Origin of the sequence: Marixanthomonas ophiurae, from assembly GCF_003413745.1 — a bacterium.
GTDB lineage: Bacteria > Bacteroidota > Bacteroidia > Flavobacteriales > Flavobacteriaceae > Marixanthomonas > Marixanthomonas ophiurae.
In genome coordinates, this window is record NZ_QVID01000001.1 from 845,249 (window position 1) to 866,132 (window position 20,884).

Annotated in this window: 19 protein-coding genes and 1 tRNA gene; 13 read left to right on the forward strand and 7 right to left on the reverse strand. The window is 36.8% G+C overall.

Annotation, left to right across the window (positions count from 1 at the left end; translation table 11 throughout):
• Positions 1-12: 12 nt before the first annotated feature.
• From DZ858_RS03800 to DZ858_RS03810, 3 genes are all read right to left on the reverse strand, one after another.
• The gene (locus tag DZ858_RS03800) at positions 13-1,848 is read right to left on the reverse strand and encodes a M1 family metallopeptidase (protein ID WP_117159506.1); all 1,836 of its coding nucleotides are present in this window, start codon (positions 1,846-1,848) and stop codon (positions 13-15) included.
• A 66-nt stretch (positions 1,849-1,914) separates the two neighbouring features.
• On the reverse strand, positions 1,915-3,591 hold the full coding sequence (locus tag DZ858_RS03805; protein WP_117159507.1) for a S8 family peptidase: 1,677 nt from the start codon (positions 3,589-3,591) through the stop codon (positions 1,915-1,917).
• 10 nt (positions 3,592-3,601) lie between these two features.
• The gene (locus DZ858_RS03810; protein WP_117158208.1) at positions 3,602-4,462 is read right to left on the reverse strand and encodes an MBL fold metallo-hydrolase; all 861 of its coding nucleotides are present in this window, start codon (positions 4,460-4,462) and stop codon (positions 3,602-3,604) included.
• A 138-nt stretch (positions 4,463-4,600) separates the two neighbouring features.
• On the opposite strand from DZ858_RS03810, the gene DZ858_RS03815 reads away from it, so the two are divergent.
• Positions 4,601-6,475 carry a cation:proton antiporter gene (locus DZ858_RS03815; protein ID WP_117158209.1) on the forward strand — a complete coding sequence of 625 codons (1,875 nt, stop codon included), beginning with the start codon at positions 4,601-4,603 and terminating at the stop codon, positions 6,473-6,475.
• 42 nt (positions 6,476-6,517) lie between these two features.
• Positions 6,518-6,751: a hypothetical protein gene (locus tag DZ858_RS03820; protein ID WP_117158210.1), complete on the forward strand. Its 234-nt coding sequence runs from the start codon at positions 6,518-6,520 to the stop codon at positions 6,749-6,751.
• 6 nt (positions 6,752-6,757) lie between these two features.
• On the opposite strand, the gene lepA is transcribed toward DZ858_RS03820, so the two are convergent.
• Positions 6,758-8,554: a translation elongation factor 4 gene (gene lepA / locus DZ858_RS03825; RefSeq protein ID WP_117158211.1), complete on the reverse strand. Its 1,797-nt coding sequence runs from the start codon at positions 8,552-8,554 to the stop codon at positions 6,758-6,760.
• 213 nt (positions 8,555-8,767) lie between these two features.
• Here lepA and DZ858_RS03830 point away from each other — a divergent pair, with 213 nt between their 5' ends.
• The gene (locus DZ858_RS03830) at positions 8,768-11,179 is read left to right on the forward strand and encodes a TonB-dependent receptor domain-containing protein (protein ID WP_117158212.1); all 2,412 of its coding nucleotides are present in this window, start codon (positions 8,768-8,770) and stop codon (positions 11,177-11,179) included.
• A gap of 121 nt (positions 11,180-11,300) precedes the next feature.
• A complete protein-coding gene (gene dusB / locus DZ858_RS03835; protein ID WP_117158213.1) occupies positions 11,301-12,293 on the forward strand; it encodes a tRNA dihydrouridine synthase DusB in 993 nt (330 codons plus the stop codon).
• Here the strand turns inward: dusB and DZ858_RS03840 are convergent.
• Together DZ858_RS03840 and rbfA are read right to left on the reverse strand one after the other, a co-directional pair.
• Positions 12,290-13,495 carry an ABC transporter permease gene (locus DZ858_RS03840; protein ID WP_117158214.1) on the reverse strand — a complete coding sequence of 402 codons (1,206 nt, stop codon included), beginning with the start codon at positions 13,493-13,495 and terminating at the stop codon, positions 12,290-12,292. The genes dusB and DZ858_RS03840 overlap by 4 nt on opposite strands.
• 2 nt (positions 13,496-13,497) lie before the next feature.
• The gene (gene rbfA, locus DZ858_RS03845) at positions 13,498-13,899 is read right to left on the reverse strand and encodes a 30S ribosome-binding factor RbfA (protein WP_117158215.1); all 402 of its coding nucleotides are present in this window, start codon (positions 13,897-13,899) and stop codon (positions 13,498-13,500) included.
• A 165-nt stretch (positions 13,900-14,064) separates the two neighbouring features.
• On the opposite strand from rbfA, the gene mce reads away from it, so the two are divergent.
• The 3 genes from mce (at position 14,065) to DZ858_RS03860 (ending at position 15,097) form a co-directional block, all read left to right on the forward strand.
• Positions 14,065-14,466 (forward strand): methylmalonyl-CoA epimerase, encoded by a 402-nt coding sequence (gene mce / locus DZ858_RS03850; protein ID WP_117158216.1) that lies wholly within the window; start codon positions 14,065-14,067, stop codon positions 14,464-14,466.
• A 73-nt stretch (positions 14,467-14,539) separates the two neighbouring features.
• Positions 14,540-14,613: transfer RNA gene (locus DZ858_RS03855), tRNA-Ile, on the forward strand.
• A gap of 241 nt (positions 14,614-14,854) precedes the next feature.
• Positions 14,855-15,097 (forward strand): hypothetical protein, encoded by a 243-nt coding sequence (locus tag DZ858_RS03860; protein WP_117158217.1) that lies wholly within the window; start codon positions 14,855-14,857, stop codon positions 15,095-15,097.
• Here the strand turns inward: DZ858_RS03860 and DZ858_RS03865 are convergent.
• Positions 15,078-15,668, reverse strand: a complete 591-nt coding sequence (locus DZ858_RS03865) for a riboflavin synthase (protein WP_117158218.1) — start codon at positions 15,666-15,668, stop codon at positions 15,078-15,080. The genes DZ858_RS03860 and DZ858_RS03865 overlap by 20 nt on opposite strands.
• A 58-nt stretch (positions 15,669-15,726) precedes the next feature.
• Between DZ858_RS03865 and pdxA the strand changes: the two genes are divergently transcribed.
• The 6 genes from pdxA to accC all read left to right on the forward strand — a co-directional run bounded on the left by pdxA (position 15,727) and on the right by accC (position 20,744).
• Complete coding sequence (pdxA, locus tag DZ858_RS03870) at positions 15,727-16,791, forward strand: 4-hydroxythreonine-4-phosphate dehydrogenase PdxA (protein ID WP_117158219.1); 1,065 nt, start codon at positions 15,727-15,729, stop codon at positions 16,789-16,791.
• Between the two features lie 78 nt (positions 16,792-16,869).
• Positions 16,870-17,406, forward strand: a complete 537-nt coding sequence (locus DZ858_RS03875; protein WP_117158220.1) for a YceD family protein — start codon at positions 16,870-16,872, stop codon at positions 17,404-17,406.
• A 9-nt stretch (positions 17,407-17,415) separates the two neighbouring features.
• Positions 17,416-17,613 (forward strand): 50S ribosomal protein L32, encoded by a 198-nt coding sequence (rpmF, locus tag DZ858_RS03880; RefSeq protein ID WP_116694094.1) that lies wholly within the window; start codon positions 17,416-17,418, stop codon positions 17,611-17,613.
• A 171-nt stretch (positions 17,614-17,784) separates the two neighbouring features.
• Complete coding sequence (locus tag DZ858_RS03885; protein WP_117158221.1) at positions 17,785-18,783, forward strand: beta-ketoacyl-ACP synthase III; 999 nt, start codon at positions 17,785-17,787, stop codon at positions 18,781-18,783.
• 25 nt (positions 18,784-18,808) lie between these two features.
• Positions 18,809-19,312 (forward strand): acetyl-CoA carboxylase biotin carboxyl carrier protein, encoded by a 504-nt coding sequence (accB, locus tag DZ858_RS03890; protein ID WP_117159508.1) that lies wholly within the window; start codon positions 18,809-18,811, stop codon positions 19,310-19,312.
• A gap of 76 nt (positions 19,313-19,388) precedes the next feature.
• Positions 19,389-20,744, forward strand: coding sequence for an acetyl-CoA carboxylase biotin carboxylase subunit (gene accC, locus DZ858_RS03895; protein WP_117158222.1), 1,356 nt, complete (start codon positions 19,389-19,391; stop codon positions 20,742-20,744).
• Positions 20,745-20,884: the final 140 nt, after the last annotated feature.

Here is a 20,884-nt window from a genome sequence, read left to right on the forward strand (position 1 = left end):
TTTCAGAATAACTTATTCTACACCCCACGTATTGTTTTCCAAATTGATATCGGCCATAAGGTTTGACGCATCAATCTTCATACTTTTTACTTTTTTACCGTCCGTGATTTCAAATTGGTAGGTAGGATACGCCCACGCCCAATCTGGTAACACACGGGATTTCATATTTGGATATGGAGTTGGTTTTTCAGCACGTGCCATTTGCAACGGAATGTAGAAGTACTCTTCCGTTCCGTCTTCATACGTTACAAATAAATCGATAGGCATTGGCATTAAACCGATACGCTCCAATGTTATAGTTGTTGTGTTTCCAATAGATTCAACACCTTTAATTCCGTAGTCTATAGTGTTTGTAGTTTGAGCAAAATCGGTTAAATACCAATCTAATTCAAAACCAGAAACTTTTTCAGCTACACGTATAAAATCGTTTGGTGTAGGGTGTTTAAACGCCCAATCATCGTAATACTTTTTAAGTGTCTTTGCTAAATTTTCTTCGCCAATTACATATCCTAATTGCGCTAAAAACACAGCTCCTTTACTATATGCGGTAATTCCGTAGGCTCTGTTACTGGCATAACGATCTGCATGCGTGGTTTGTGGTTGCTCTTTGCCGCTTTTAGCTAAAAAAGTATAACCTCTATAGGAACCACTAAACGGATTTGGCTTCTGCTCGTCCATTACCTCGTTCATGGCAGCTGCGGAAATGTAACTTGTAAATCCTTCGTCCATCCATTCGTGTTTTGCTTCGTTGGTAGCCATTAAAAACTGAAACCATGTGTGGGCCAATTCGTGAGCGGTAACGCCAACTAAACTTCCAAACTTACGCTCGCCAGTTATTAGGGTGCTCATACCATATTCCATACCGCCGTCTCCACCTTGAATTACAGAGTATTGCTTATATGGGTAAGGTCCTATCTTTTCATTGAAATACTTAAGTAGTTCGGCAGTTTTAGGCTGTAAATTTTTCCAGTTTTCTTTTATTTCAGGATTGTCTTTGTAGAAAAAGTGAAGTGTTACGTCGTTAGGTCCTTCATAGGTATCATGAACATACTCATCATCTGCAGCCCAAGTAAAGTCGTGTACATTTGGTGCTTTAAAATGCCACGTATATTTTCCATCCACTGGCTTCATATTTTTTAAGCCTTTAGGTCCGTAGCCGTGACCTACTTGTTCAGGATTTTGTAAATAACCAGTACCGCCAATAGTATACGCAGCGTCTATCGTTATTTTCACATCATAATCACCCCAAACACTAAGAAATTCTCTTCCTATGTAAGGATATGCGTGCCATCCTTGAAAATCGTATTCGGCTATTTTAGGAAACCATTGTGCCATTGATAAAGCAACACCTTCTTCATTATTACGACCAGAACGACGAATCTGTACCGGTACTTGTGCATCCCACTCCATATTGAAAGTGGTGCTTTCACCTGGCTGAATGGGTTTGTTTAATTCTACTTCAAGAACAGTACCTACTACTTCATAATTTAAAGTTTGACCGTCTTGTGTTAATAAAGTTGGTTTAATGTACCCTATTTCTGAAGGAGATAATTTTGAAATTCGATCTGCTACTCTACTATCTGGATCTGTAATGGTTCTAGAACGAACGTCCATTTCGCTTCCCGGTTGAAAAGCGTTGAAATATAAGTGATAAAATACTCTATCGAGAACATCGGGTGAGTTGTTTGTATAAACTAATTCTTGTTTTCCTTTATATTGATAGGATTTAACATCCATATCAATTTCCATCTTATAATCAACTTTTTGTTGCCAATATGACGTATTGTTCTGCGCTAAAGCAGTAGCAACCATACAAAAGATTAAAATGTTTCCGAAAATATATTTCATAAGCGTAGTATTAGATTCAAAAAAAATACGGGATTTCATACTTTAATAAAACCCCGTATTGCTAAATTATTTTAAACGAGACCTTTTATCGGCCATTATAAATGCATTGTACATATTCACCATCTTTCCAGAGGTTGAAATGTTTTCGAAATTATCGGTATTAGATTCTTCTCCACCTAGTATAACAGGGCTTTTTGTAGTAAGACCGCTATCCATTATAACTTGCTTTACTTCTTTTGCTGAAAGGTTAGGATAGTAAGAACGAATCATCGCAGCAACTCCAGCAACAGCAGGTGCCGCCATAGAAGTTCCTTGTAAATATTCATACGTATCTAAAGGTGTAGTTGCCCATATTTTTACACCAGGTGCAAAAACATCAACATTAGATTTACCGTAGTTTGAAAAGTTAGCCACTAATTCGTTACCGTATTTGAAGTTTAAGGCACCAACAGTTAATACGTTATCTACATATTCAGCTCCAGTTTTAGTTTGATCATTTGGATATACTTCCGTTTCATCTAGATTAAGACCTTCGTTCCCGGCTGCATTTACAATTAATACATCTTTTGAAGCAGCATATTCAATAGCTTCACGAACCCATTCTGGATGTGTGCTGTAATACTTTCCGAAGCTAGTGTTTATTACTTTCGCGCCATTATCGGCAGCATAGCGAAAAGCAAGTGCGATATCTTTATCGTACTCATCGCCATCTGGCACCGCGCGAATAACCATAATTTCAACATTTTTTGCTACTCCATCGATGCCAATTTCGTTGTTACGTTCTCCAGCAATTATTCCTGAAACGTGTGTACCATGTTTAGCATCTTCTTTTTTAGGATCTGGACCGTCTACATCGTTGTTTCCGTAATCAGTGTCTGTAATGTCATCAGGGTTATCGCCTAATACACCTCTAAAATCTTTTTCAAGGTTGAAGTGAGTGTCTAATCTTCCATCAAAATATTCAATACCACCTTCTAATTGCTCTACTACTTCTGGCACAGCATCGCCATAGCTAAGCATTTGAGTAAGCATACCAATTTGTTGTTGTTCTATTGCAGTTGGGTTTGCGATTCCAGCTAAGTCTTTAGCAGTATAATCTTCTTTACCCAGTTTTTTAATCATTGCTTCGTGAGCAGGTTTTACTTGCGATAATATTTGCTCATATCTAGTTTTATTAGCTATCGCATCTTGCTTTTCTTTTTCATACTCAGCTTTAGCTTTTTTATAAAAAGCAAATGACTCACGATCTGCAGCACTTATAGAAGCATCTGTTTTTCCTTCAAATTTTGGACCTAATTTCTTAACGATACGAGCGTATTCCATATTTTCACCTACAATATCCCCTAGGAAATTCCATCCGTGAATATCATCTACGTACCCGTTGTTATCATCATCTTTACCGTTACCGGCAATTTCTTCTCTATTTGTCCAGATAACATTTTTTAAATCTTCGTGCTCAATATCAACACCACTGTCTATTACACCTACAATAACAGTTTTTCCTTTCCTTTTTGATAAAATTTCGGCATATGCTTTATCAACACTCATCCCTGGGATCGTATCATTTATAAGATCTGCAGCACCCCATTTTTTATATTGCTCGTCATTTAAAGGAGCTGTTTTAAGTGGTAAGGTATCAATGTTTTCAATAGGAGTTGAAACAATTGGAGCCGAGATGCTTCCGCAACCAGCTAAGACTACTGCTGAAGCAGCAGCCATAAAGGATGTTTTAAGAATATTCATTTTTTGTAAATTAATTAAAAAGTTCATTAAAAGTAAAAACCTGATCTAAACGAACGCCTTTTTCAGTGTGTTTTACGGTAATAATTTGGTTATGAGCATCGTGCTCTAAAAAAAGATAATACTTGTTATCTGCTGCTTGATTCAGAAACTTTTCTTTTTCAGGTAGCGTTAATAAAGGCCTAGTATCATATCCCATTACGTAGGGTAATGGTAAGTGACCTGCGGTTGGCAATAGATCTGCCATAAACACTAATTTTTTGCCTTTGTAATCTATGTGGGGTATCATTTGTTTATCGGTATGACCATCTGCAAATAACATGCCGAAGTCCATTTCATTTGCTTTGGCAAAATCACCAGTTGGTTTATCTACAAAATGTAATTGTCCGCTTTCTTCTATGGGAAGGATGTTTTCTTTCAAAAAAGAAGCTTTTTCACGTGCATTTGGATGCACTGCCCAATCCCAATGATCTTTATTACTCCAAAATTTTGCATTTTTAAAAGCAGGTTCATAGCCAGAATGGTCTTTGTTCCATTGTATAGCTCCGCCGCAATGATCGAAGTGAAGGTGTGTTAAAAAAACATCTGTAATATCATCACGATGAAAGCCGTGCTTTTTCAAAGATTCATCGATATTATGATCTCCCCATTGGTAATAATATCCAAAAAACTTTTCACTTTGCTTATCACCCATTCCAGTATCGATAAGTGTTAGGCGATCTCCGTTTTCAATAAGAAGACAACGGGCCGCCATATCGATCATATTATTGCTGTCTGCGGGGTTTGTCCGGTTCCAAAGAGATTTTGGTACTACTCCAAACATAGCACCACCATCTAATTTAAAATTTCCAGATTCTATGGGGTACAACTTCATATTTTGAATTTTAAAGTGTGCAAAATACTAAAAGGGAAGCAGTCCCTTGGGTGCAGACCGAAATATTTGTATTATTTTTAACAAAAAGTTAGCTTTTGAGAAATTTCAAAAGACCTTATTTTACAAAAAAGGAATTATATGGTTGAATTAGCAGGAATTATCGTTTTAGGAATTTTAGCACAATGGGTTGCTTGGAAATTTAAGATTCCAGCTATTTTACCGTTAATACTTATTGGTTTATTTGTAGGTCCAATTTCCACATTGTTATCTGAAGATGGCCAACAATGGATACAGCCTATTTATAATGGAGAAAAAGGACTCTTTCCAGGAGAAAACCTCTTTTACTTTGTTTCCTTAGCCATTGGTATCATTCTTTTTGAAGGAGGGCTCACCCTTCGGCGTGGTGAAATTACCAAAGTTGGTGGTGTTATAGGAAAGCTCATCAGTTTAGGCTCAACGGTAACATTTATAGGTGCTGGTGTTGCAGCCCATTACGTTTTTGGACTCGATTGGCGTATCTCTTTTCTATTTTCAGCCTTGATTATTGTTACGGGTCCTACTGTAATTACCCCTATTCTACGTAATATTCCATTGAAAAAACATGTTTCTGCAGTATTAAAATGGGAAGGTATTTTAATAGATCCCATTGGTGCTTTGGTAGCGGTTTTGGTTTTCGAGTTTATAAGTGTGGAAGGCGATGCCGGGTACACTAAACAAGCCTTGGTTGAGTTTGGTAAAATTATCTTAATAGGTTTTTCATTCGGAATTTCAGCAGGGTACGCTTTATACTTTTCAATAAAAAGAAAGTTTATACCTCATTACCTTTTAAATGTGGTTTCACTTTCTATGGTATTGATGATTTTTGTTTTAAGTGATCAATTTGCACATGAATCTGGTTTGTTAGCAGTTGTAGTAATGGGAATGTTTTTAGGGAATAGCGATTTACCAAGTTTAAAAGAGTTGCTGTATTTTAAAGAATCATTAAGCGTTTTATTAATATCTATTCTGTTTATACTTCTGGCAGCCAACATTAGTATAGAAGATCTTTTATTGGTGTATAACTGGAAAACAGCCATTTTGTTAGCCGTTATCATTTTTTTACTGCGGCCACTTGCGGTTTTTTTAAGTACTGCCGGCTCTAGTTTAAAAACCAATGAAAAACTATTTATTAGTTGGGTAGGACCACGTGGTATTGTTGCTGCAGGTATTGCTTCTCTTTTTGGTACCAAGTTGGTAAATGAAGGTGTTCCAGGAGCCGAATATATAACGCCGCTAGTTTTTGCAGTAGTATTGGTTACGGTTTTATTAAATGCGGCTTCTGCCAGGTTGTTTGCTTCAGCAGTTGGGGTTTTCTTAAAATCTTCAGAAGGAGTTATGATAGTAGGTGCATCAAAAGTTTCAAGATTGATTGGTACGTACCTTCAGAAAAACAATCGTCACGTAGTGTTGGTCGACACCAATCGATTGAACATTGAAAGAGCCAAAGAATTAGGCCTTGAGGCTATCAACGGAAACATCTATTCTGACGATCTTACAGATAATATAGAACTGAATGACGTTGGATATCTCTTGGCTATGACTGGAAATGACGAAATCAACAAACAAGCCATTCTAAGATATGGTTCTGTTTTTGGCGAAAATGGTTCGTTCCGGTTGATGAATACCGAAGAACGGAAAGTAAAAAACACACTTTCTTCAACAGAGCTTTTCTCAACTACCCACGATTATGTGCGTTTTACCGAAGTGGCTCGCGATTTTCCTTCCATACAAGAACTGCCCATTGAAACACAATCCAAGTTCATGAAACTACTGGGTTATATTGAAGAAGAGGAAAATGCTGTTGCCTTGTTTGTTAAAAACGATGAAAACCATATCGATCTCATTGAAAACCCTCAGGAAATGGAAATTACCGAAGGCAGTCAATTAGTCTATCTTGGAAAACCAATCGATTTTGAAGATATTGTAAACGCGACCAAAGAAGAAGAGGAGAAGATTCAAGAACAAAACTCATAATAAACTAGTTATGTTTTCGTTTTTCAATAAAGCTTCTTCATTATGAAAAAAGGTCTATACCTGAAACTATTAGCGATATCTTCAATCGTATTTACTCTATCGTGCGAAGATGATCCCGAAATTTCATGTGTAACGTGTAACTCTCCTGAAACCACACCTTTTGAAGTGTGTCGTGATCAAAACGGAAATGCTACCGTAAATGGTGAAAATACAGATACCGATTATAATGTTTATGTAGCTGGTTTGGAAGAATCTGGGGCTACTTGTGGCGGCTAGCTTGCCTTAATCATTCAACTTCAACACCGCCATAAATGCTTCCTGTGGTATTTCAACGTTACCAACAGCCCGCATACGCTTTTTACCTTTTTTCTGCTTTTCCAATAGCTTACGCTTACGTGAAATATCACCTCCGTAACATTTTGCAGTCACATCTTTTCGAAGTGCTTTTACAGTTTCTCTGGAAATAATTTTAGAGCCAATGGCAGCTTGAATAGGAATATCAAATTGCTGTCGTGGAATAAGTTCTTTTAGTTTTTCACACATACGCTTACCAATATCATAGGCATTATCACGGTGTAAGAGTGCAGAAAGGGCATCTACTGTGTTTCCGTTCAATAGCACATCTACTTTTACCAAATGTGATTCGCGCATTCCAATGGGTGCATAATCAAACGAAGCATATCCTTTTGAGACTGTTTTTAAGCGATCATAAAAGTCGAATACAATTTCAGCAAGGGGCATATCAAAAGAAAGTTCTACGCGTTCTGTAGTCAGATATGTCTGATTTACAATTTCACCACGTTTTTCAATACATAGCGACATAACAGACCCTACAAATTCTGATTTTGTAATAATCGTTGCTTTTATAAAGGGTTCCTCTACCCGGTTTAAGCTAGAAGGCTCCGGTAAATCTGATGGGTTATTAACCATAACCAGCTCATCCGGCTCTTTATTTGTATAAGCATAATAAGATACGTTGGGAACGGTTGTAATAACCGTCATATCAAACTCACGCTCTAATCGTTCTTGAATAATTTCTAAATGAAGCATTCCTAAGAAACCACAACGAAAACCAAAACCAAGTGCAGCCGAACTTTCTGGTTGAAAAACCAGAGAAGCATCGTTCAATTGCAGCTTTTCCATAGAGTTTCTAAGCTCTTCATACTCTTCCGTATCAACAGGGTAGATACCGGCAAATACCATAGGTTTTACATCCTCAAAACCTCCAATCATATTAGTGGTGGGGCTATCAGCATCGGTAATAGTATCACCTACTTTTACTTCACGGGCATCCTTAATTCCAGTAATTAAATAGCCTACATCTCCAGTTTTTACTACCTTTTTTGGTAGTTGCTTAAGTTTTAGGGTACCTACTTCGTTAGCTTCGTAGCTTTTATCGGTAGCCATAAACTTTATTTTTTGGCCTTTCTTTATTTCACCGTTTAATACTCTAAAATAGGTTTCCACCCCACGAAACGGATTGTAAACTGAATCGAAAATCAAGGCTTGCAACGACTCGTCTGGATTTCCTTTAGGTGCAGGAACACGCTTAATAATAGCTTCTAAAATCTCGTCGATTCCCAAGCCTGTTTTCGCACTAGCAGGAATTATTTCCTCACGATCACAACCTAAAAGATCAACAATATCGTCTGTAACCTCTTCAGGGTTTGCTGAAGGAAGATCTATCTTGTTTAACACAGGAATGATTTCCAAATCATTTTCCAACGCTAAATATAAGTTTGAAATGGTTTGCGCTTGAATACTTTGAGCGGCATCAACTACCAATAAGGCTCCTTCACATGCTGCGATGCTACGGGAAACCTCGTACGAGAAATCCACGTGACCAGGAGTGTCTATTAAATTTAAGGTATATTTTTCCCCTTCAAATTCATAATCCATTTGTATAGCGTGGCTTTTAATGGTAATGCCGCGCTCACGCTCTAAATCCATACTGTCTAGCAACTGTTCTTGCTTTTCACGCGATGTTACCGTTGCGGTTGAGTCCAATAATCTGTCAGCCAAGGTGCTCTTACCGTGGTCAATATGGGCGATTATACAAAAATTGCGAATGTTCTTCATAGTGTTCTTCTTCCGTAGCAAATGTTAACTGCAAATATAGTTTAAATTGAAACGAAAGAAAGGATTTGTTCTCTTTCATCGAAAAAATTACTCACTCTTTGGGAGTTTAAGATAATATTAACATATTTGTAAAAGCTGTGTATTTAATTGAAGCCTGCTTCATCTCCCCTTAAATCGCATTAAAAAAAAAGAATAACAAACCAAATCTTAATCATGGAAAGACTGTGTTTTCTGGTCTTGCTATTTTGTACTACCTCACTTTTTGCACAAGAATTTTCAATTTCTGGGAAGATTATTAATGCTAAAAGCAACCCACTTTCATTTGTAAATGTGCTTGTTTTTGAAGGTGAAGCTATAGAACCTCTCAAAGGAACAACTACAAATAAAGACGGAAGTTTTTTACTGAACGGCCTTGAAGCTAAAAAATATAAACTTACTTTTAGTTTTGTAGGGTTTAAGACAATCGAAAAAGTAATTTCTGTCTCTTCCGAAGAAAATATAGGCACAATAACCTTACAAGAAACTACTGAAACCCTAGACGAAACTATAATTACTGCAAAAAAACCAACGATCGAAAAAACAGTTGGAAAACTGGTTTTTAATGTTGAAAACACCTCACTTTCTATAGGAAGCACCTTTGATCTATTGAAAAAAACACCAGGTGTAGTGGTAATAGGCGAGTCTATTCAGGTTAAATTTCAAAGTCCCGAAATATATATTAATGAAAAGCGGGTGCACCTAAGCTCATCTGAGGTTGTTTCTCTGCTTGAAAATACCGATGCTTCAAACATTAAATCGGTTGAGGTGATTACAATCCCTTCGACCAAGTATGATGGTGCTACGGGAACAGTATTAAATATTAATACTTCAAAAGCGATCTCCATAGGCTATAAAGGTTCGTTTAATGGATCTTACAAACAAGGAACGTATCCAAAATATCAATTGGGTACCTCACATTTTTATAAAAATGATTGGCTTAATTTTTACGGAAGCTATGGTTTTAATACTCGAAAAGACCTTAAGGAAGATGAAAATTTCACTCGGTTTTTTAACCCTGATGGCAGTACCAATTCTATTTGGAATACCGATTTTAAAAAAATTACACGTACCAATGCCCACCAAGGAAATTTGATTGCGGATTTTACCCTTGATGAAAAACAGACTATAAGCTTAGCGACCACGCTTTCCATAAATCCGAACGAAACGTTTGACAACAATGGCTTTGCAGTTATACGAAATGCCCAACGAGTAATCGATAGTACGTTTACTACACTGAGCGACCTAGGATCAAATACGCACACATTATCCATTACAGGTGATTATAGGGTTTTGTTGAATCCAGAAAATTCCAATATAACGGTTTCAGCTAATTATACAGACTATAATAACGAACGGTTACAAGATGTGGCTACCACATACAATGATCCCGCAGGCAGTTTATTGCGCCAAAATAGTTTTTCAACCAATGCTGACCAAGGCACGAATATTTTTACCGGACAAGCAGATTTAACCCATTCCTTTTGGAAAGGAACTTTGGAAGCCGGTGTAAAATACAGTAACATAGACAGTAACAGCAAACTTGATTTTTTTGATACCGATATGGGCGGTATGCAGTTCAATCCATCTTTTTCAGATGATTTCAATTATCGTGAAAAAGTATATGCCGAATACATAAACTTCGAGCAAATATTTGGCGATTTTAGTCTTGTTGCAGGGCTACGGGGCGAATATACCGATGTGGAAGGCCGTTCAAGAACGTTAGGCGAAACGAATACAGACGATTATTTTAAGTTGTTTCCTAGAGTTTCGGGACAGTACAGTTTTAATGAAAAGCACAGTGCTGGTTTTGCATACACCAAAAGTATTTCACGGCCTAACTATCAAAATTTAAATCCCTTCCGCTATTTTATAAACGAGAATAATTTCAATGAAGGAAACCCGCGCTTGGTGCCTGGAATTTCAGATAAAATTGCACTGAATTATTCGTTTAACAATGTGTGGAATTTTGAGGCGTATTATGAAACGATAGACAATTCATTGAGCGCTTTGACTTTTCAAGACAATGAAAACAGAACACTACGTAACAGTGAAGCAAACCTGTTACGCGATTTTCAATATAGTTTCGACATACAATATACCCCAAGAAATTTACCAAATTGGCTCTATTTTTACGTGATAACTTCTACGTATTATTTGGAAAACAAATTTTTGGCAGTAGAAAGTGTCCCGAGAACTTATAAAAACCATACGGCTGGATTCTATGGTTATGTATATTCTAATTTTACGTTGACTAAAGACAGGTCTTGGACGGCAGACCTATCATCACAATATTTGTCTAACTTTATTCAAGGTTCCACATCTTTTAAAAACGGCTACTTTTTAAATATTTCGTTCCGAAAGTCTTTTTGGAACAATCAAGCCAGTATTACGGCAGGGATTGACGATATTTTTAACACAGCAACTAATTATCGGCAAGTTTCCCAATATTATAATCAAGATAATTATTTTTCCGCTCAAGTGGAAAGCAGAGTGTTTACAGTAGGTTTTAAATATAACTTTGGCAATGCTCGTTTGCGCGATAATAATCGATCTACTACAACTGATGAGAAAAACCGTATCAATTAACAGAAAATAGACTTCTTTAGTCCATAATTGTTTCCTAGCGTATTTTCCGTAATTTTGCAGACATAAATCATTAAAAAACTTCCGCTAAATAGTATTTGTTAATACTGAGCGGAGCCGAAGTATGGCAAAAATTGGAAACATAGATGTAGGCGATTTTCCGCTGTTGCTCGCACCCATGGAAGACGTGAGTGATCCCCCTTTTCGTGCGCTTTGCAAAGAGCAAGGGGCCGATGTGGTGTATACGGAGTTTATTTCTTCGGAAGGATTAATTCGTGACGCTGCCAAAAGCACAATGAAACTTGACATTTACGAAAAAGAACGTCCTGTGGGTATTCAGATTTTTGGTGCGAACCTCGATTCTATGCTAAAAAGCGTGGAAATAGTGGAAGCTAGCGGTCCGGATATTATTGATATTAACTTTGGTTGTCCGGTTAAAAAGGTGGTGAGCAAAGGCGCTGGAGCCGGTATTTTAAAGGATATTGATTTAATGGTTTCGTTAACCGAAGCCATGGTAAAACACACCAAGTTGCCTGTTACTGTAAAAACGCGCTTAGGGTGGGACGAAAACACCATTATGATTAAAGAGGTGGCCGAACGCCTGCAAGATGTAGGTTGCCAAGCTATTTCCATTCATGGTCGCACTCGTGCACAAATGTATAAAGGCAGTGCTGATTGGGCTCCTATTGCCGAAGTTAAAAACAATCCTCGCATGCACATTCCTGTTTTTGGAAACGGCGATGTAGATACACCAGAAAGAGCAATGGAAATGCGTGATAAGTATGGACTTGATGGTGCCATGATTGGCCGAGCGAGTATTGGGTATCCTTGGTTTTTTAAAGAAGTAAAACACTACTTTAAAACCGGAAAACACGCATTACCCCCAACGATGGAAGAACGTGTGGAAGCTGCTCGCCGCCACCTACAAATGGCAATCGACTGGAAAGGTGAAAAATTAGGTGTTTTTGAAACACGTCGGCATTATACTAATTATTTTAAAGGTATTCCAGACTTTAAACCGTACCGAATGAAAATGGTAACAAGCGATGACAGCGTCGATGTTTTTGCTGCCTTCGATGAGGTGTTACAAAAATTTGGTGATCACCAATTTGTTTAAGTAAGCAGTTTTTTCCGAACTCGACTCGATGCAATCTTTGAAGCAATCAGTCCTAAAATGGTAATCGTTACAAATACGACTACCACATTTATAATCTTAAATTTTACAGGATATGGCAGTGTTTGGGTAATGTTCACAAACCCGAACTGTAGCTGTGCCCAAACCAATAACATTCCTAAGCCAATGCCCAGCAAACCGCCAAATGTGGTCATGAGCGTGCCTTGAAGGAAGAAAATTTTCCGTATGTCTTTCAGGGTAGCACCCATATTATAGAGGGTTTTAATGTCCTTTCGTTTATCAAGGATCATCATGATAATAGATCCAACTACATTAAAAAGAGCGATAATTAGCACCAAAGTAAAAATGAGGTATACGGCAATGTTTTCAGTATTCAACATTTTATACAACGCGTCATTTTGCTGAATGCGGTTTTTAATAAGTACTTCTTCTGAAAAGATAGGTTTAATTTTTTGACGTATTTCAGCTTCTGAAACACCCGGCTTTAATTTCAACTCAATAGACGAAACGGTAGTGCTGTCCAGTTTCAGTAAACTACGGGCAAAATTGATGTCACTGAATACATATTTGCTGTTCAATTCTTCATTTACATCATAAATACCTGAAACTACGGCATTCCTTTTAGTGAACGCGTTGGCAACATCGGTGGCTAAAATTTGACCAGTTCCGGGGCGCGGCACGTAAATATCCAATAAATCGGTGTAATCGTTTACTCCCACGGAAAGTTTATGGGCAATATTAAAGCCAATGACCACTTCTTGCTGACCGGGCGTAAACCAATTACTTAAAAACAAAATGCTATCGGTAGGATTTACTGCATTGTAATTTTCATCCACGCCTTTTATGTAGGCAATATGGTTTCGGCCTTTATATTGAAGGAACACGCGTTCCTCTATTACTTTTGAATAGCTTTCAATGCCTGTAATGTTTTTTAGTTTTTCTTCGGAAGCTTCAGAAAAATTGATTGTTTTTCCGCTCTCAGGAAATATTTTTAAATCGCTATCAAAAACGTTTGTAAACTGAAGACTAAAGTCTTTTAAGCCAGAAAAACCGGAGAGAACAATAAACAAAGACATAGCCCCCACAATAACACCTAAAGCTGCAATTCCTGTAATGATATTAATAGCGTTGTTGCTACTTTTTGAAAATAAATACCGCTTGGCGATGTAGAGCGGAAATTTCAATGTTATGATTTTTTTCTTTTAGGGAGTAAATCCGGATTTTCGATTGGGTTTTCCTTGTCTTTTACCGCTTTTTCTATGTTTTGAATATACTCCATAGAATCGTCATTGTAAAAAGAAAGATCGGGCATTTTGCGTAGCTGATGCTTGGTAAGCTGTGCTATCTGGTGTTTTATTTTTGGGGTAAGTTGTTTAAGTTCCTTTATAAGAGCTTCTGCTTTATCGGAAGGAAAAACACTCACATACACCTTCGCAATGGAAAGATCTACTGTTACCGAAACTTTTGAAACGGTTAAAATCGTGCTTAACTGCCCCGATTCGCGAAGCAATTCTTGTAAAACTTTAGCAAGGTCGTTTTGTAACACCCCTGCAATTTTTTTCTGTCTGTTACTTTCTGTTGTACTCATACTGCAAAAGTAGGACAATTAATACTAACAACCATGTATTTAATTGAAACAAGACCAAAGGGAAACAAGAGGCTGGATAACTTATACTATATAAATTCTTTGAAAATGATTGCAGATACAACTGTAAAGATTTTGTAATTTTGAAATAGATAACAAGTTATACAAATGAAAAAAATAGAACATATAGGCATTGCTGTTAAGGATATAAGCGAAGCAAATAAGATTTACAAAAGTTTGCTGGGATATGAACATTACAAAACAGAAAATGTGGAGCGGGAAGGTGTAACGACTTCTTTTTTTAGATGTGGTGAAAGTAAGATTGAACTTCTAGAAGCGACAAATCCAGATAGTCCTATTGCAAAATTCATTAAAAAAAAGGGAGAGGGAATCCATCACATTGCTTTTTCCGTAAGTAATATTAAGAAAGAAATAGAACGCCTAAAACAAGAAGGCTTTACTGTAATTAATGAAGAACCCAAAAAAGGTGCTGATAATAAATTAGTGGTTTTTTTACACCCAAAATCAACCAATGGCGTGTTAATTGAACTTTGTCAAGAAATAGAATAAAAGACAAAAAGTGTAATTATTGTAAAAAAATGTTTGCATTAACTGTAAAGTGTTTTACATTTGCAGCCATTCTGGTCCCATAGCTCAGCTGGTTAGAGCACCTGACTCATAATCAGGGGGTCCATGGTTCGAGCCCATGTGGGACCACTTTTATTTGGTTTAAAGAGTTTAGTTCTTTTTTTTAATTATAAAAGTTTTCAATTTCGTATTACTTTTTTATATTGATGATTTTATTTAAAAACAGCTTTAATTTACTTTTTCATAGAATTATAAATTATAATTTTTTATTTGAAACAGTAATATAAAGCAGCAAAATGAGTTAATAATTATTGGATAACTTTAATTTTACTTTGAAATTAATAAAAAAATAGTACTTTAGACCCCAACTATGCGATCCCGAATCATTTTCATATTAACCATTGCACTAAGTTTTTACAATAGTGCGCTAAGCCTTGGGCAATCTCTTGCAGAGACATCCTCTGGACCACCACCACCTAATGAAGGTGGGGGTACTATGAATGGCCCAGAATTTCCTATTGATGATAATATTTTTATCCTTGTAGGGTTAGGATTGGCTTTAGGCATCTACTTTTTTATAAAAAAATACCGCTCTAACGATATCCCTGCGTAATACGTCTTACGTATTTTCCCACTACGTCAAACTCTAGATTAACAACCGATTCCTTTTTCAGTTCTTTAAAGTTCGTGTTTTCATATGTATAAGGTATGATAGCAACGCTAAACTCATTTTTTTTAGAACCTACAACCGTTAAGCTCACCCCATTTATAGTAATAGAACCTTTTTCAATGGTTACATTTCCTTTTTCCTCTTTATAGGTAAAGGTAAAAACCCAGCTTCCGTTTGCTTCGGCAACAGATTTGCAAACGCCAATCTGGTCTACGTGGCCTTGCACAATATGTCCATCCAATCGGTCACCAAGTTTCATAGCACGTTCTAGATTTATAGAATCGCCCTTACTAAGATTTCCAAGATTGGTTTTTCGCAATGTTTCATCAATAGCAGTTACAATGTAGCTGTCGTTCTTTACTTCAACCACAGTAAGGCAAACGCCATTGTGAGCCACACTTTGGTCAATTTTTAATTCCGAAGACACATCACTTTTTATTTCTATATGAAGGTTACTGCCTTGTTTGGTTAGCTTTTTTATTTTACCAACCCGCTCAATAATTCCTGTAAACATCCTTAAATTAGTTACATTTGTATTGCAAAAATAGAAATTAAAAACCGCATTAACGGCTATGGCGAAAAAGGAAAAAACAATTGTAGGGATTTCAATAGGCGACCTTAATGGAATAGGTAGCGAAATAGTGCTGAAAACATTTGAAGATTCCCGCATGTTAGAGTTTTGTACACCTGTAATTTTTGCTTCGACTAAACTACTATCCTTTTTCAAAAAACAATATAACCTTGATCTCAACTTTCACGGGATTGATTCGCTCGATAAAATAGCTCATAAAAAAATAAATGTGCTCAACGTTTGGGAGGAACATGTAGATATTAATTTTGGGTCAGAAGATAAAAAAATAGGGGAGTATGCTATAAAATCGCTTAAATCTGCTGTTTCAGCATTAAAAGATAAAAAGATAGATGTTTTGGTAACGGCTCCAATCAACAAATCTAACATACAATCTGAAACTTTTACCTTCCCAGGTCATACAGATTATCTTGCGCAAGAACTAAAAGGTGACAGTTTGATGTTATTAATTTCAGGTAGTTTGCGTGTAGGTTTGCTTACTGATCATGTTGCTGTAAAAGATGTGGTGAAAAACATTACTTCTGAAGTTATAGAAAAAAAAATTAATACTATTCACAACACTTTAATTCAGGATTTTGGCATAAGAGCGCCTAAAATAGCCGTATTAGGTATCAATCCCCATAACGGAGATAATGGTGTTATTGGTAATGAAGACGATACTGTTTTAAAGCCTAGTTTGGAAATCCTGCGGGAAAATAGCAAATTGGTCTACGGTCCTTACGCCGCCGACAGTTTTTTTGGTTCTGGTAATTATAAAAATTTTGATGCCATTATTGCATCCTATCATGATCAAGGTTTAATTCCATTTAAAACACTTGCTTTTGGAAAAGGCGTAAATTACACAGCAGGGCTCAATAGAGTTAGAACGTCTCCAGACCACGGCACGGCTTATGATGTAGCTGGAAAAAATGAAGCAGATTATGAGTCGTTTAAAGAAGCTGTTTTCAGTGCTATTCAAATTTATAAAAAGCGAAAAGAGTACAAGAAAATTTCAAAAAATCCTTTAAAAACTAGTCAAAAAAAATCCTTTTCAAAAAAGAAACGATAAATTAATTTGCTATTCAAATAATTTTTTATCTTTGCACCCGCCTTACAAGTAAGGTGGGAATGAGAAATTGGTGTGATTATGAAGGAATTGAAAGAGTTTACGATCCCTTTTGTAGGGTTGAAAATAGGCGAACACTGGTTTAAATTTACGATTGAAAAACCGTTCTTTGAGCATTTTGAGTATAACGAATTTAACGATGCGACTATAAAACTAGACGTATTGTTGGTTAAAAAGGCAACATTGTTAGAGTTTACCTTGTTTTATACAGGAACTGTAAATGTAAATTGCGATGTTAGCAATGAGCCGTATGACCAGAAACTAGACGGAGAATATAAATTTGTTGTAAAGTTTGGCGAAGAAACTAACGTAGAAGATGAAGATTTATTAATTCTACCTCACGGAAGTTACGAAGTTAACATACAGCAATTTGTATATGAATCTATTGTATTGGCAATGCCGATAAAAAAGATACATCCAGGAGTAGAAGACGGTACGTTAAAAAGTGAGATACTCGATAAACTTGAAGAATTACAGCCTAATAATGATAAAAATCCAGACGAGAAAGAAATTGATCCTCGCTGGAACGAATTAAAAAAACTATTAACGGATAAATAATATAGAGCAATGGCACATCCTAAAAGAAAAATCTCGAAAACAAGAAGAGATAAAAGAAGAACACATTATAAAGCTACTGCCCCTCAAATAGCTACAGATCCTACAACGGGAGAGGCTCACCTATATCACAGAGCACACTGGCACGAAGGTAAATTATACTACCGAGGACAGATTGTAATCGATGCTGTAGAAGAGGTTGAAGCATAGAGCGTTCAAACTTAAAACAAGTAACTCTCACATACCAGTGGGAGTTTTTTGTTTTTGAACTTGTAAACGTTAAAAACACCCCATTTTACCCTCCATTTTGATGAATTTTTAGTAATTTTCACTTCCTTTAAAAGGTTCTGAAACCTTTTTTGGTGAATTTAATTCAAATCTATGAACAAAATCACAGCAGCAGTTACCGCTGTCGGTGGCTATGTGCCGGACTACGTGCTTTCCAACGAGATTCTTGAAACCATGGTTGAAACCAATGATGAATGGATAACATCCCGTACTGGAATTAAAGAACGTAGAATTTTAAAAGATAAAGACAAAGGAACTTCTTTTCTTGCTATTAAAGCAGCTGAGGATCTCCTTAAAAAGAATAATACCGACCCTAAAGACATCGATATGGTGATTATGGCAACAGCCACACCCGATATGCCGGTAGCAGCAACAGGCGTTTACGTAGCCACCCAAATAGGTGCCGTAAACGCTTTTTCGTACGATTTAGTAGCTGCTTGTTCAAGCTTTTTATATGGAATGTCAACTGCCGCTCGCTATATTGAGTCGGGACGCTATAAAAAAGTACTGTTGATAGGGGCAGATAAAATGTCTTCTATTATCGATTATGAAGATCGAACAACTTGTATTATTTTTGGAGATGGAGCAGGCGCTATGCTTTTTGAACCCAATGAAGAGGGCTACGGACTTCAGGATGAAATTTTACGCAGTGATGGAATAGGGCGACAAAGTTTGAAAATAGATGCTGGTGGTTCCCTTTTACCAGCTTCTGCAGAAACAGTTGTAAATAAAAAGCACTATGTTTTTCAAGATGGAAAAACGGTTTTTAAATTTGCAGTTTCAAATATGGCAGATGTAAGTGAAAAAATAATGAATCGTAATAACCTAACTGGTGAAGATGTAAATTGGTTAGTGCCGCATCAAGCAAACAAGCGAATAATCGATGCCACTTCAAAACGGATGAATCTTCCTTCAGAAAAAGTGATGATGAACATCCATAAATATGGTAACACAACATCAGCAACTTTACCATTGTGTATTTACGATTACGAAAAACATTTAAAAAAAGGAGATAACTTAGTATTTGCTTCCTTTGGGGGAGGCTTTACTTGGGGTGCTATTTACTTAAAATGGGCCTACGATGCAAAATAAAAAACGAAAGATTAAACCAACTGATATGAAGTTAAAAGAAATTCAAAATTTAATCAAGTTTGTGGCAAAATCCGGAGCCAGTGAAGTAAAACTTGAAATGGACGATGTTAAAATTACCATTAAAACCGGAACAGAGGATGGTAAAGACAAGACGACGTATATTCAGCAAGTGCCAGCGATGGCTGCACAGCCACAACAAGTAGCCCCTTCGGCTGCTCCACAACAAACGGAAGCTTCAGCCGCTCCAGCATCTGAAAGTAAAGAACCAGCTGGTGATGACGATTCAAAATACATTACTGTAAAATCTCCAATAATCGGAACTTTTTACCGCAAACCTTCTCCAGACAAACCTGTTTTTATAGAAGTAGGCGACACAATAAAAGAAGGAGATGTACTATGTGTTATTGAAGCGATGAAACTTTTCAACGAAATTGAAAGTGAAGTTTCAGGAAAAATAGTAAAAGTATTGGTAGATGATTCTTCTCCAGTTGAATTTGATCAACCACTTTTCTTAGTAGATCCTTCATAAATAACCTCTAAAATTTCGAATCGAAGTCTGAATTTTTTAGAATTTAGGATTTGGAATTTGTTAATTTCAGAAAGTTATGTTTAAAAAGATATTGATTGCCAATAGGGGAGAGATAGCACTTCGTATTATCCGAACCTGCCGCGAAATGGGTATTAAAACCGTTGCGGTTTACAGTAAAGCAGATGAAGAAAGTTTGCACGTTCGTTTTGCAGACGAAGCTGTGTGTATAGGCCCTGCGCCAAGTAATGAAAGTTATTTAAAAATTTCTAATATCATTGCTGCAGCTGAAATTACTAATGCAGATGCCATTCATCCTGGATACGGATTTTTATCAGAAAACTCCAAGTTTTCTAAAATTTGTGAAGAGCACGGTTTTAAGTTTATTGGTGCTTCTCCTGATATGATTGACCGTATGGGGAACAAAGCAAGAGCCAAAGCTACTATGCGCGAAGCAGGTGTACCTTGTGTTCCAGGAAGTGAAGGTGTAATTCCAGATTTTAAAGCGTGTAAAAAAATTGCCAAAGAAACCGGTTATCCAGTCATGCTTAAAGCAAGTGCTGGGGGTGGTGGGAAAGGAATGCGTGCCGTTTGGAAAGAAGAAGACCTTCAAGATGCTTGGGAGTCTGCGCGTCAAGAAAGTAAAGCTGCTTTTGGTAATGACGATATGTATATGGAAAAGCTAATTGAAGAGCCACGCCATATCGAAATACAGATTGTAGGTGATAGTAATGGTAAAGCGTGTCATTTAAGTGAACGTGATTGCTCCATACAACGTCGTCATCAAAAATTGACCGAAGAAACTCCAAGCCCGTTTATGACTAAAAAGTTGCGGGACGACATGGGGAAAGCTGCGGTAAAAGCTGCTGAATTTATTAAATACGAAGGAGCTGGTACTGTAGAGTTTCTAGTGGATAAACACCGTAAGTTCTACTTTATGGAAATGAACACCCGTATTCAAGTAGAGCACCCGATTACCGAACAAGTTGTGGATTACGATTTGATTCGTGAGCAGATTTTGGTAGCCGCAGGTGTTTCTATTTCAGGAAAAAACTATTTACCAAAATTACACGCCATTGAATGTAGAATTAACGCAGAAGACCCATACAACAATTTTAGACCTTCTCCAGGAAGAATAGAAGTATTGCACGCTCCAGGAGGTCATGGAGTAAGGCTTGATACACATGTGTATGCAGGGTATATTATTCCGCCAAATTACGATTCTATGATAGCCAAGCTAATAACCACAGCCCAAACAAGGGAAGAGGCTATTAGTAAAATGAAACGTGCCTTAGATGAGTTTGTTATCGAAGGTGTAAAGACTACAATACCATTCCATAGACAGTTAATGGACGATCCGGCTTATGTAAGCGGAAACTACACCACGGCTTTTATGGATACTTTTGTAATGAACGAACCCGAAGAGGAGAAGTAAAAATTTTTACAGTAAGTTGAAAGCATCAAGTTCCAGAAAGATCTAATTTCTTTGGAGTTTGATGCTTTTTTTATTGAAATTTACTATTAAATGAATATAAGTAAGGTTGCTGAGTGTTTCGAGGAACGAGAAATGCGATG